Source organism: Desulfovibrio faecalis (assembly GCF_053570625.1).
In genome coordinates this window covers 2,583,027-2,595,305 of the sequence record NZ_JBRBQR010000001.1, presented here as the reverse complement: position 1 = coordinate 2,595,305, position 12,279 = coordinate 2,583,027, and the positions used below count along the sequence as shown (strand labels likewise).

The 12,279-nt window shown below is 53.0% G+C and carries 11 protein-coding genes and 1 tRNA gene; 4 read left to right on the top strand and 8 right to left on the bottom strand.

Annotated elements, in window-relative coordinates:
- Positions 1-60 precede the first annotated feature (60 nt).
- Both ACUZ79_RS11445 and ACUZ79_RS11440 read right to left on the bottom strand, forming a co-directional pair.
- Positions 61-957: an ABC transporter ATP-binding protein gene (locus ACUZ79_RS11445; protein ID WP_449251682.1), complete on the bottom strand. Its 897-nt coding sequence runs from the start codon at positions 955-957 to the stop codon at positions 61-63.
- Complete coding sequence (locus ACUZ79_RS11440) at positions 957-3,869, bottom strand: M16 family metallopeptidase (protein WP_449251681.1); 2,913 nt, start codon at positions 3,867-3,869, stop codon at positions 957-959. The genes ACUZ79_RS11445 and ACUZ79_RS11440 overlap by 1 nt, the downstream gene beginning before the upstream one ends.
- A gap of 1,288 nt (positions 3,870-5,157) precedes the next feature.
- Between ACUZ79_RS11440 and ACUZ79_RS11435 the strand changes: the two genes are divergently transcribed.
- Entirely contained in the window at positions 5,158-5,445 is a 288-nt protein-coding gene (locus ACUZ79_RS11435) for a hypothetical protein (protein WP_449251680.1), read from the top strand.
- Between the two features lie 164 nt (positions 5,446-5,609).
- Positions 5,610-5,822: a hypothetical protein gene (locus tag ACUZ79_RS11430; RefSeq protein ID WP_449249585.1), complete on the top strand. Its 213-nt coding sequence runs from the start codon at positions 5,610-5,612 to the stop codon at positions 5,820-5,822.
- A gap of 339 nt (positions 5,823-6,161) precedes the next feature.
- Here ACUZ79_RS11430 and ACUZ79_RS11425 read toward each other — a convergent pair whose 3' ends face one another.
- Positions 6,162-6,428: an RNA recognition motif domain-containing protein gene (locus tag ACUZ79_RS11425; RefSeq protein WP_022658563.1), complete on the bottom strand. Its 267-nt coding sequence runs from the start codon at positions 6,426-6,428 to the stop codon at positions 6,162-6,164.
- 304 nt (positions 6,429-6,732) lie between these two features.
- On the opposite strand from ACUZ79_RS11425, the gene ACUZ79_RS11420 reads away from it, so the two are divergent.
- Together ACUZ79_RS11420 and ACUZ79_RS11415 are read left to right on the top strand one after the other, a co-directional pair.
- Positions 6,733-7,029, top strand: a complete 297-nt coding sequence (locus tag ACUZ79_RS11420; RefSeq protein WP_240824645.1) for a hypothetical protein — start codon at positions 6,733-6,735, stop codon at positions 7,027-7,029.
- 290 nt (positions 7,030-7,319) lie between these two features.
- Positions 7,320-8,000: an outer membrane protein gene (locus tag ACUZ79_RS11415; RefSeq protein WP_240824644.1), complete on the top strand. Its 681-nt coding sequence runs from the start codon at positions 7,320-7,322 to the stop codon at positions 7,998-8,000.
- 331 nt (positions 8,001-8,331) lie between these two features.
- Here the strand turns inward: ACUZ79_RS11415 and ACUZ79_RS11410 are convergent.
- From ACUZ79_RS11410 to hisD, 5 genes are all read right to left on the bottom strand, one after another.
- Positions 8,332-8,423: transfer RNA gene (locus tag ACUZ79_RS11410), tRNA-Ser, on the bottom strand.
- A gap of 308 nt (positions 8,424-8,731) precedes the next feature.
- Positions 8,732-8,872, bottom strand: a complete 141-nt coding sequence (locus ACUZ79_RS11405; RefSeq protein WP_449251679.1) for a hypothetical protein — start codon at positions 8,870-8,872, stop codon at positions 8,732-8,734.
- Positions 8,873-8,955: 83 nt separating this feature from the next.
- Complete coding sequence (locus ACUZ79_RS11400; protein ID WP_449251678.1) at positions 8,956-9,726, bottom strand: enoyl-ACP reductase FabI; 771 nt, start codon at positions 9,724-9,726, stop codon at positions 8,956-8,958.
- Positions 9,727-9,950: 224 nt separating this feature from the next.
- Positions 9,951-10,832, bottom strand: a complete 882-nt coding sequence (locus ACUZ79_RS11395; RefSeq protein WP_192111476.1) for a phosphoribosylaminoimidazolesuccinocarboxamide synthase — start codon at positions 10,830-10,832, stop codon at positions 9,951-9,953.
- A gap of 27 nt (positions 10,833-10,859) precedes the next feature.
- A complete protein-coding gene (gene hisD, locus ACUZ79_RS11390; RefSeq protein ID WP_240824640.1) occupies positions 10,860-12,164 on the bottom strand; it encodes a histidinol dehydrogenase in 1,305 nt (434 codons plus the stop codon).
- Positions 12,165-12,279 lie beyond the last annotated feature (115 nt).

Sequence of the window (12,279 nt, the reverse complement as noted above, 5' to 3'; positions counted from 1 at the left end):
CCTGCTTTGCTGTATGCCGTATTACTGCGCCGTTCAGAGCAGATTGCCGCATAAAATGCCCTAGTATCTGCCCGTCAGGCCCACAAATGCGTCTTCAAAAGTCATGGGCACGGGTTGGGGCGCGCCATCAGGGCAAGCCACCCCTCGTGCTTCAAGAAAAGTTCGCATTTCATCCGGCTGGGCCCGGCTGAACAGCATCAGCCTGTCTGCGCAACGCTCGACCCGCAGCAACGGGCCATCGTTATTGCGCAACTCGTCTGCGGCAGTGCAAAGCGGCAGGTCATAGCGCAAAAATGAACGCATGAAATCCGCCTGACGTTCTTTGGCCAGAACTGTTCCCTTGTGGATAACCACCAGCGAATCAAGCAGGTTTTCCAGTTCCTGCACCACGTGCGAGGTCAGTAAGACCGTGGTGCCGTAGCGGCGCACATGATCCCGCAAAAAGTCGAGAAACAGCCGGCGGTAGCCCACATCAAGGCCAAGGGAATAGTCGTCAAGAATCATCAGTTCGGCCCGTTGCGCCAAAATGAGGCCCAGCGTGACCTGCGAGCGCTGCCCGCAGGAAAGCCTTGTGATGCGCCGGGTAAAGGGGATGTCCATGCGGCCCACCACATCATAATAGATGCCCTTGTCCCACTGTGGATAAAAGCAGGAATAGAAGCGTTCAATTTCGCCGATGGTCATGAAATTATACTGGATGAAACCTTCGTGCAGCAGGCCGATACGTGCGCGCACCTGCGGTGGTATGGCGTGGCTTGGGTGCCCCATGACCATGCACCGGCCTGAATCCGGCTGCATGAAGCCCATCAGGATGTTGATGCTGGTGCTTTTTCCCGCGCCGTTTTTACCCAGCAAGCCCACAATCTCGCCACGTGACACGCTGAAGTCCACACCGTGCAACACCTCTGTGCCGTGGTAGCTGTGACGAAGAGCCTTGCATGAAATGAGTTCATCCATCACTTGCTCTCCTTGGCGGTATTGCTCTGGTCGACGCTGGTTTGGGGATGCGCTGCAACTGTCCACATGGCGGAGGGAGCTGCAAGAAGGTCTTTCAGGGCTTCTGCTACCGCTTCTTTTGTGCAGTTTTGCAGGTTGCTCTCTGTTGTTTTGCTCCATTCAAGATAGGGGTAGCCTGTAGCCAGTTCCGTCAGCAGCATGCGTTGCCAGTACTGGGTGCTGCTGCGGCTGGTCTGAACCTGGGTGAGCATGGGCAGGCGCAGTCTGTCCAGTTCCTGCTGGCTTACCTTCCAGGGGGCGAGAGTTCCAAGATATTCCGTAACCTGCCCCATCTGTTCCCGGTTGGTGTGTACATCGATCTGGAGCAGGGAATAACCGTCCTCATTGGGCATGGTGCGGTAAAAGGCGCTGGGGCTGTAGCTTGCGCCCATGCGCTCCCGCAGATCGCGGCGCAGTTTGTCGCGCAGCAGCGCTGACGCAAGCTGCCGGGCAGCCAGAACCTCCCTGTTGCCCTGCGGTGCGAAATCAAGACGCCATGCCTTGCGGACAACGGCCTGATCTACAGAATCCGGAACCTGAATGCTCGCGGATTTATCAGCAGGAAATTCCAGCGGGGCGGGGTTTTCTTCTACAGCCGCAGGCTGGGTTGTGATGTGGCTGAAGTAGCGTTTTGCCAGTGAAATAGATGTGTTGGGGTCGATATCGCCGCTGATGATTACACGCACAGGCTCTTTTTTGCGGCTGGCGGCGATAAAACCGCGCACATCGTCAATGTCAAGGCTGGCCGCTTCCTCGGGCCTGAGGGGCTGATATCTGCGCGCATTGCCGTAAAAAAAGGCCTGCCCTGCTATTTTTGAAACTTCTTCAACTGTTTCAGTCTGTTTGCGGTTTTGAGCCTCAAGCTTGCGCAGGGCGCGCTGGAGGCCGTCAGTCTCAGGCTGCGGATCACTGAATTGCGTCCATACCGCCTGCACCAGCAGCTCAAGCTGCCGGGAGTCACCTTCAACGCTGATGATTGCGTTGTTGGGGCCGTGCACCTCGCCGACCCTGCCGCCCATGCGCTCTGCCAGCTTTTGCGTTTCAAGGCGCGAGAGCGCGCCAAGGCCGCTTTCTGCCAGAGTTGCGTTGGCTGTTTGGGCAAGGGTGATGACGCTGTCGGGCAAGTTGGCGTATCCCTTGCCAAAGAGAAGCTGCACCGAGGCCTTGTTGGGTTCAAAATTCAGCGGCAGTACGTAGCACTCAACGGCATCGCTCAGGCGAGTCTGGAGGAGGGTTACGGCTGGGTTGCCCGGCAGGGAGAGATCGCGGCTGGCTATGGGCGCAACTGTGGGGGCCGCAGTTGCCGATGCCGCCGGCGGAAGTTCAAGGTAGGGGAATGCAATGGATTTTGTCGGCGCTGTGGGCGCTTGCTGCGCAGCAAGGCCCTCTTGCCATGCGGCGAGGATGACGGCTGCATCGGGTGGCGTGGCGCTGCCCACGGCAAGGAAAACATCTTCCATTGCCAGCATGGAGCGGAGCGCAGCATTAACCGTATCTTCCGTGATGGAGGGCCGCAACTGGCGGAAGAGGTCCAGATCAAAGGCGGGCGCGGTTTGGACGTAGTCCGCATTGGCGGTGCGCACAAACTGATCTGCCACATCGGCATTGCTCATGCCCGGGCGCTGTTCCTTGAAGCGTGAAATTCTTTTTTCTGCAAAATCAAGTGCCTGAGATATTTCCTGCCGTGTGAAGCCGTGCGTTGCCGCCCGCTTCAGCTCTTGCGCCAGGGCAGGCAGCGCCTGTTGCCAGCCGCCGGAGTGCGTTGTCAGGCCGATGGCGGCAGAAGGAGTAAGGCCCTGCCGCCAGTTGGCGGCAAAGCGCGCGTTGTTCCAGAGATTGTCGCGCTGGTCGCGCTCCAGCAGGCGACGTTGCATGCAGTAGCCAAGCACAGAATCCACAAGCTGGTTTTGCTGATTCTGGCGCGTATCACGTTGGTGCATGCGCGGAAAGCGCATAATTACGGAAATTTCCTCGCCGCTGATTGCTCGTTGCTCCCCTTGCGCCTGGATGCCGCCAAGCCGCGCCTCGCCCCAGAACGGGGGAAGCGGCGCCGGGCCGGGGTTCACCATATCTGCAAAGCTGTTTTTCACAAGCTGGCTGACTTGAGCGGCAGTGACGGAACCCGCAATGACCAGAATCATGCGTTCCGGGTGGTACCATTTGCGGTAAAAGGCCTTCAGGCGCTCGGAGGTTGCCCCCCGGATGCAGTCTTCCGTGCCGATGGGCTGGTTCACAAAGGCTGTGCCCGCATAGAGCTGGGCCGTGCGCTGGCGTTTGCTTGCCATGGCTTCGCTGTCGCGCACATTTTTTTCTGCCAAAATAACGCCCAGCTCCTTGGCGACTTCTTGCGGGGCAAACTGGATGCCATCCGCAAAGTCGCGCAGAATTTTCATCCCCAAGGCAAGCGTGCTGGTGTCGCAGGATGTGAGGTTGAGCTTGAAGACGGTTTCTGCCCATGCTGTATGGGCATTGGTGTCGCCGCCAAAACTCATGCCGTGGCGCTGGAAAAAGGGAATGAGCGAGCCGGGCGCAAAATTGCGCGTTCCGTTAAACGCCATATGCTCAATGTAGTGGGCATATCCTAACTCACTGGGCGTTTCCATCAGCGAACCGGCCTGAACATTCAGATACATGGAAACGCGACCAGCTGGCTTGGCATTAGGGATGACCGCATAACGGAATCCGTTGGGCAGCCGCCCAAAGGTGATGGCAGGATCTGGTGGCAGATCAGAGTGCTCGTGCGCCCATTTGCCGTCGTACCAGAACGCTTCCTTGGGGCCGCTTGCAAGGGAATTTTTTGCAAATGATGTGGAAGTTAAAGCTGTTAAGATCATGCACAAGGCAAGAATTGATTCGGTCAAAAATATGGGCATGTCTTCAAATCCCCATGTTTGAGTGCTTGGAGTAATGAACGTTGGTATCTGGAAATGAAATTGAATTTCTTTTGACTTAGCTAAGTAGTCTGAAATCCAAATAGTGTCAATTATAATGAGATGTTATTTGTAAAACGTTACAATTAATGAAAAATATCAGAAATTCTGCTTGGTTGCATTTCTTGGTGCTGCTTACTAACTAGCTAAATTAAAATAACTTTTATAAAGATATTTACTGTGGGCAACAAAAGGAGGGGAGTCCCCTTTGAAATTCGGAAGGCGCAGAGATGCGGCGGTGCCCGTTGAAGAGGGGCAGGTTGCGTTGGAGGCGGTGGGGGGGGCGTGTGTGGCGGATTATTTGTGGTTGCTAGTAGCTTTGCGCATAAAAAAAGGAGGAGTTGTGTTTCTCCTCCTTGCCTGTTTAGGGCTAATTGGCTGTACCGCCTTACCCGGCATCAATCTTGAAACTGCTGGCAGCGCAACACTGATAGCATCCACAGAAAATGTATCTGATCTGCCAAAAACTACTGCACACTCTCTCAATTTATTAATAATCTGCATTAATACAATAAATACATAATAACGCAAGGCATGCAGTGTGTCATGCATGATTCAGTTTATTGTCTGTTTTTTGCAGACTCCCCCAAAATTGGAGCACCACAGATTATCAGGATGCAACGTATGAATTCCACAGCCTGATAGCAGCAGATTCGCTGACAGACCACTGCAAGGGGCAGTTTCCGCATTCGCAGACAAGCCGATATATGTCGTTGATTCTGCCTTCGGGTCTGGATACTTCGACCTTTGGGGCCTTTCCACATTTGATACAGGGATGAATGACAGGAAGGTTTTCTTTGTTCATGCGGGCAACATAATCTTCTTGTTGCCGGTAGTCAAAAGGGATTAGCCATGAATGCCCGCCAAGCGCTTGCTTGGGCACAATGGCTGCTTGCGAATGGGCGCGCCGTGGTTTTTGTTTCCCTGTCATTAAAATATATGCGTGACCGCATCCGTTGCCCGAGTTTTCAAACATGCCCGAAAGACTTGTGATTCAAAATAATATATAATTATTATAAATAATTAAGCTGTCTGCGCAAAATATCGTAGAGAGTAGTTTCAACGTCTCCCCATGCGTACAGTTGCGTGCAACAGGGCTAATTGTATATGCAACTTGTGTAGTTTTATTGTTACTATATATTTTTGTTGATTTTTTAATTATAGCAATTTTAGAGACACTGTTAATTTGTTGTGATATTCTGTGGGTAGATATTGATTGATGGGAGTAGCTGTGGAATATCAATTTGATCTTGTCTCTGTGGCTCTCAAGAGCGAGGGTGAAAAAAGCTTCACCCTTGCAGATGGACATGAAATGAAAATATTGCCATCGGGAAATGGCAAAACAATGTCTATCATTATTGATGACGGTGCGTCATACAAGACAACAGGAGCTAACGATTTTGTAAAAATAATCAGACAGATATTAGATGGTAGAGGCATTGCCGGATGGGATGAAACTCGAGAAGGACAAGACCATGTTGATCATGTACTTTTCATGTACAAAAATGATATTGAGTGATGATTCCTGAACAGTTTGTAATATATAATGCTTGAGAGCATCATGTGCAAAGTATGAATCATTTTACAAGCAATCCGCACCATGCTTTTATTTTGCCATGGGTAAAGTTTATTTGCCCATGTGAGGAGGTACAATTTTTTTGAACATGAACAGGAGAATGAATTATGCAAATTAACTCAAAACAACGTGCCGAAATAGAAAGAATTTTATCTAATTGGAAAAGATATCTTGATAGTCTTCCACCAGCATCAGATGATTTAAAATTACATAAATGGCTCGGTATGAATACATCGTTAGTGAAAAAAGATACTTTTAGTAATAACTTGCGCTTTGTTGCAGATGAGCTGAGAACGCGCCTTGACGCAACGGCGTTATAAAGCGTGGTAATAAAATAGGGGGTAGTAGAGCTGTTCTTGGCGGGGGGGGGCAACGTTATTGGGCTGCAAGAGCCGAGTGTTGCATTCCTGGGCCAGTTTGTCCTCCCCCCCCCATTTTTTGATGGTGAATGACTCCATGTGATTGCCAACTGGGGAAGCCGGATTGCGGGGAGAGGCTGTTTTTTTTGCAAGCTGCTCCCCATCTGACAGCAGCTTGAGCAGGGCCCTGCGATTTTTGAGGGCGGTTGAATTTACTTAGAGCAGGCTGTGGCATGACTCAGGTAAAAAAAGAAGGCCGTGATAATCACGGCCTTCCTGCATTTTAAATGCTTGCTGGGCTTACCAGCGACGGGCGGCGGGCTTTTTGGGCTCAGCCTTGTTCACGCGCAGGGCGCGACCGTCAACTTCTTTGCCGTCAAGAGCGGAAATGGCGTTGATGGCGCTGCTTTCGTCCATTTCGACAAAACCGAAGCCACGGGCGCGGCCGGTTTCGCGATCAGAAATCAGGTTGACGGAAAGAACATCGCCATAGGGCTTGAAGAGAGCTTCAACGCCGTCCTGGGTAGCAGACCAAGACAAATTACCGACATAAATAGAAGTAGCCATGTGAGACTCCAAGGGGTTAAGGGGAGGTAGACTTTCTGCTTGAAGCCTTACCCATGTAAAGTCTCTGGCGAAAAATTTACTATACCCAATCAGTGATGTGGCAACATAGGGCGGGGTGCAGAAAATGTCAATCAATGTTATTTTAAAATAAGTACCGTGACGATAGAAATTTACAAATTTTATAGAACTATTATCAGGCCGAACAGTGGGATACCAATGAAAAAAATATTTTTCATTATTCATTTAGACACCATGATTTTATGTTGATATGATAGTTGATTGATATTGAAAAATTGGAGTATGTATGAATTATAAATTACGGCTTGTCGCAAATGTTCTTACAAGCAAGGAAGAAAAAGTTTTTACATTTCATGATGGGCAGAGAATGTCCATCGAACCCGTGGGCGATGGTAAGACAGTGAATATCACCCTGGGTGAAGCTGAGACGTACAAGACTAAAGGTGCCGATGCTTTTTTGAAAAGGGCGGAAAAAATACTCAAGCAGCGGGCACAAAGTGAGTCTGAGGAGTCCTCAGAGAATCATGACGATATATTCAAGATTCTTTCCCTGTATGAGGGCTGCGGCCAACGCCGCAGGTGATCTGCTGCTGAAAATTGCCAAGGTGCAGATAGTGTAATTCAATTTTTTATTACGCTTCTTTTGTGGTAAAAAACTGGCCCTGCCTCTTAAGGCATAGCCAGTTTTTTACGTTCAGGTGCTGAAGTTGTCTTGAGCAGAGCTTGCCACAGAGGTATGGCGCACACGATGGCTTTGGGGGACTGCCGATTGAAATTTAAATATATAGACTAAATGTTAATTGATCTATAATTGAATATGTCTTAATGCTATGTGCAAGGGAAGGTTATGAGAAATGAATTTTTGGAGGAAATATGTTTAAGCGGATTGCTCTTGCTGTTGCCCTGACTCTGGCACTTTCGGTTCCTGCTCTGGCTGAAAATTCTGGATTTTATGTGGGCTTGAAGTTCCTTGACTCCATCCAGAGCACGGGTTCCATGTCCAGAAGCGGTGCAGTTGTTAACGCCTTTGACGTCAAGAACTACTCGCAAAATACTGTGGGCGGCGGCATATATGCTGGCTATGACTTTTATTCCCTGAATCAGGTTCCCTTGCGCGCGGAAATTGAATACGACATTCGCACCAACTCGACCACCAGCTGGGAACTCAAAAATGGTGGCAATGCTGCTGACCTCAAAGGCACCTGGGGTCTTCAGACCCTCTTCCTTAACGCGTATTGGGATTTCCACAATAGCACGGCCTTCACACCCTATGTTGGCGCGGGCCTTGGCATGGGCTTTCTCAAGAGCAAGTACGAGATTGAAATCCCCGGCGTGGGAAGCGAAAGCACCACCAATCTGAACACGGTTTTCGCATGGAATGCCGGCGCTGGCGTTTCCTACGCTTTTACCGACAACATTTCTGCTGATCTTGCCTATCGCTTTGTGGGCCTGGGGTACTCGGAAACTGAAAAGACCATTCTGGGCGAAAAGCAGAAGCTTGGCATGGCTCCTTATGCCAACGAGTTCAGCCTCGGCCTGCGCTACACATTTTAAGCACATTACTTCATGACTACCTCCCTTCCTGTGGCCGTCCTGTGTGGCGGCCATTTTTTGTGTGCGAGGGGGCGCAGGGATGGCATTCCGGATGCGAGCGCGCCTGTTTACTGGCGCTCGTTGAGTGGCTGGCATCTGTCTTTGGCAAGGACTTGCAGGTTGTGCAGCTTGCCCTAGACATGAGTTGTTCGGTCATCGCTGAAAGAGAGCAGACAGAGCAGCTTCTGGGGCAGGGGGAGCAATTTTCGAATCGGTCACAAATAGAATCGCGGAGACTTATGGCTCGCCAAAAGAAAAAGGGGTTACTGTTTTTCAGTAACCCCTTGAAATCTGGCGGAGAGGGGGAGATTCGAACTCCCGGTACGCTGTTAACGTACACACGATTTCCAATCGTGCTCCTTAGACCAGCTCGGACACCTCTCCATTCGGTGTTGTGCACCGCTCAAAGCCGAATACCTATATAGCAGGCATTTAGGAATTGCAAGAGAAAAAATTGAATCAGGGCAGTTTGTTGCAAAAAAAGTTGCCGTGAGGCAGCAATCGGCCCAATGCGGTGCCCCTTCCTATGTCGCCACACGGCGTCTGTTCTGACAAGGCCACAGCACAGCCAAGCCCCAGAGCAAAGGGCACAGACCAAAGTCCCACAGCTCCCCAAGAGGAAAGGCCCACCCGGAATCCCAGGTGGGCCTTGCATGATATATCAAACAGGGCTGCTTGCCGATTGGCCTTGGCTAATCGTCTTTGCGGTCCTTGTTTTTTGTCTCGTCATCTTTGCGTTTTTTCTTGGTGGTCTGCGCGGCGCGGTAAAAAGCCCACAGGCCAAACATCGCCATAACGGTAATGCCCACAGCGTTGAGTGTCAGGATGTCCATTATCTGATCCTTCTGACGGCATCAGGCTGCTGAGGCCGCGCCATTGCGCAAGCGCGCGTTCTGTTGTGATCTTCAGCAGGGGGTTAGCCCATCACGCCCATGGTGCTGAAGCCGCTGTCCACATAAATGACCTGGCCCGTCACAGCGTGGGCAAGGTCAGAGGCGAGGTACAGGGCCGTGCCGCCCACGTCGCCTGTGGTGACATTGCGGTGCAGCGGGGCGTTGCGGTCAACAATGTTGCACAGATCCTTCATGCTGGAAACAGCAGAAGCGGCAAGGGTCTTGATTGGGCCAGCGCTGATGGCGTTGACGCGGATGCCCTTGGTGCCGAAGTCGCAGGCAAGGTAGCGCACGGAGGCTTCAAGAGCTGCCTTGGCAACACCCATGACGTTGTAGCCGGGGATGACCTTGGTGGAACCGTGATAGGTCATGGTCATGACGGAAGAACCCTCGTGCAGCAGGGGTTCAAATGCACGGCAGACACCGGTGAGCGAGTAGGCAGAAACGTCCAGGGCAAGGCGGAAGCCCTCGCGGGAGGTGTCCACAAAGCGGCCACCCAGATCTTCACGATTTGCAAAGGCCACGGAATGCACAAGAATGTCCAGATCGCCCCACTTCTCTTTGACAAGGTCGGCGGCGGCCTGAATCTGCGCGTCATCGCATACATCACACTGGAAGGTGAATTCACCGCCAAGCTCTTCGCTCAGGGGATCAACGCGTTTTTTGATGGCATCGCCCACATAGTTGAACGCCAGTCGGGCACCTTGTTCCTTAAGGGCATTGGCAATGCCATAAGCGATACTTCTATTATTGGCCAAACCCAGTATAAGAGCTTTCTTTCCTTGCAGCAGCATGGATCCTCCTGAAAAAACAATGCAAGCCGAACGAGTCAGCACTAAAGTGTATCAAAACAGCGGCAGCGCGCGCCTGGGCGAAAAAAACCGCACAATATACGCGGCGCTGTCGGACAGTGGACGGCAGGTCGATGGTACAGCTTCGGCGCTTTTGTGAAAAAAATGCCTAGGCTGCCACGCCAAAGGCGCGTCCGGCACTGTTGTACCGGACGCGCTCAATTTTTTTACTTTGTAAGGATGTCGTAAGCTTCCTGGTAGCGATTCGCCGTGGCCTTGATGATTTCTTCCGGCAGGGCGGGCGGCGGGGGCTGCTTGTTCCAGGGCTGTTTTTCCAGCCAGTCGCGCAGGTACTGCTTGTCAAAGCTGGGCTGACCCTGACCGGGCTGATACTGGTCAGCGGGCCAGAAGCGGGAAGAATCGGGCGTGAGCACTTCGTCAATGAGGTGCAGCTTGCCGTCAATAAAGCCGAATTCAAACTTGGTGTCGGCCACGATGATGCCGCGCCCGGCGGCATAGGTACGCCCGGCCTCGTAAATGGCAAGCGTGGTGCGTTCAACCTGGGCGGCGGTTTCCGCGCCGAGCAGTTCCGCAGCCTGGGCCACGCTGATGTTTTCATCGTGCTGGCCCAGTTCGGCCTTGGTGGAGGGCGTAAACAGCGCAGGTTCCAGCTTGTCTGATTCGCGCAGGTTGGCGGGCAGCTTGTAGCCGCACAGGGTGCCGGTGGCCTTGTAATCTTTCCAGCCGGAGCCGGTGATGTAGCCGCGCACAATGCATTCCACAGGCAGGGGCTTGGCCTTGCGCACGATGACGGCGCGGCCTTCAAGTTCGTCCTTCCAGGGTGCCAGAGCGGCGGGGAAGCGGTTCACATCGCTTTCAATCAAGTGATTGGGGATGATGTCCTTGAACTTTTCCATCCAGAACAGGGTGATCTGGTTAAGAATCACGCCCTTGTAGGGGATGGGTTCGTTCATGATCACGTCAAAGGCCGACATGCGGTCAGTGGTGACAATGAGCAGTGTTTTTTCGTCCACATCATAGATGTCGCGCACTTTCCCGCGAGAAAGAAGGGGATAGGCGCTGATCTCGGTTTTTACCACGACTTTCATGATGGCTCCTGATTCCTCTGGCTCTTGCTATTTCTTCCCGCGCACTTCAACGGAGCGGGCGTGGGCTTCCAGGCCTTCCAGCCGGGCAAGGGCGGCTATGGACTGCATATTCTGCTGTAAAAAGGTTGAAGAAGCGGCCACGATGCTGGTCTTTTTGCAGAAGGTCTGCACCGAAAGGGCCGATGAAAAACGCGCCGTTCCCAGTGTGGGGAGCACATGGTTGGGCCCGGCAAAATAGTCGCCCACAGGTTCAGGGCTGTGCTGACCCATGAACACGGCCCCGGCATGGCGAATAAAGGGCAATACGGCCCAGGGGTCGCGGGTGCACAGTTCAAGGTGCTCCGGGGCTACCATGTTGGCAACCGCCACAGCTACGGAAAGATTGGGCGTAACCACAATGGCGCTCCAGTCTTCCAGCGCGCGGGCGGCGGTGGTGGCTCTGGGCAGGGCGGCGCACTGCTTTTTCAGCTCCTGCTGGAGGGCATCGGCCAGGCGGGCATCGTCAGTGATGCAGATAGCCGAGGCCAAAGCATCGTGCTCCGCCTGCGAAAGCATATCCGCTGCAAGCCATGCGGGATTGGCGGAAGAATCGGCCAGCACGAGCACTTCGCTTGGCCCGGCGATCATATCAATGCCCACAGTGCCCTGCACAAAGCGCTTGGCAGTGGTGACAAAAATATTGCCCGGCCCGGCAATAACATCCACAGGCTTAATGGTTTGTGTGCCGTAGGCCATGGCCGCAATGGACCATGCCCCGCCAACGCGGTAAACTTCATCAATATCAAGTAGATGCGCAGCGGCAAGAATGTGGGGATTAACCGTGCCATCCTTGCGGGGCGGCGTAAATACCGCCAGACGCGGCACGCCGGCCACCTGGGCGGGTATGGCGCTCATGAGCAGGCTGGAAACAAGGGGCGTATTGCCGCCCTGGCCGCCGGGAACATACAGGCCGCCCGCGTCAACAGATGTAACCTGCTGGCCGAGAATGCTGCCGTCCGGGCGGGTGAGAAACCACGATTTCTCAACCTGCGCTTCATGGAAAGAACGTATATTGGACGCAGCCTCGCCGATGATTTCGCGGCTTTCAATGGTGACGGAGGCTGCCGCCTTGGCGATTTCCTGCTCGCTCACGCGCAGGGGCGGGGCAAAGTCAGGGCAGTCAAAATTGCGCGTGTACTCCACAAGGGCGTCGTCGCCCTTTTGCCGCACAGCGTTGATAATGTCGGTTACGGCGCTTTCCACCCCGTTGCCAGGGTTGTGCCGCCCTTGCAGCCACTGGGCCAGCGCGGGCCATTCCTGTTCATGTTGCAGCGTCAAAATTCGGCATGTCATAGTGCTGTTCCTCTTCTGGTTCGCGCAATATACAGAAGCCGCCGCAGAATGTCGAGGCGCAGATGTCTGCCAACGGGTGCAAGTGCTGGCGCTGTGGAGCCGGAACAAAACTTTT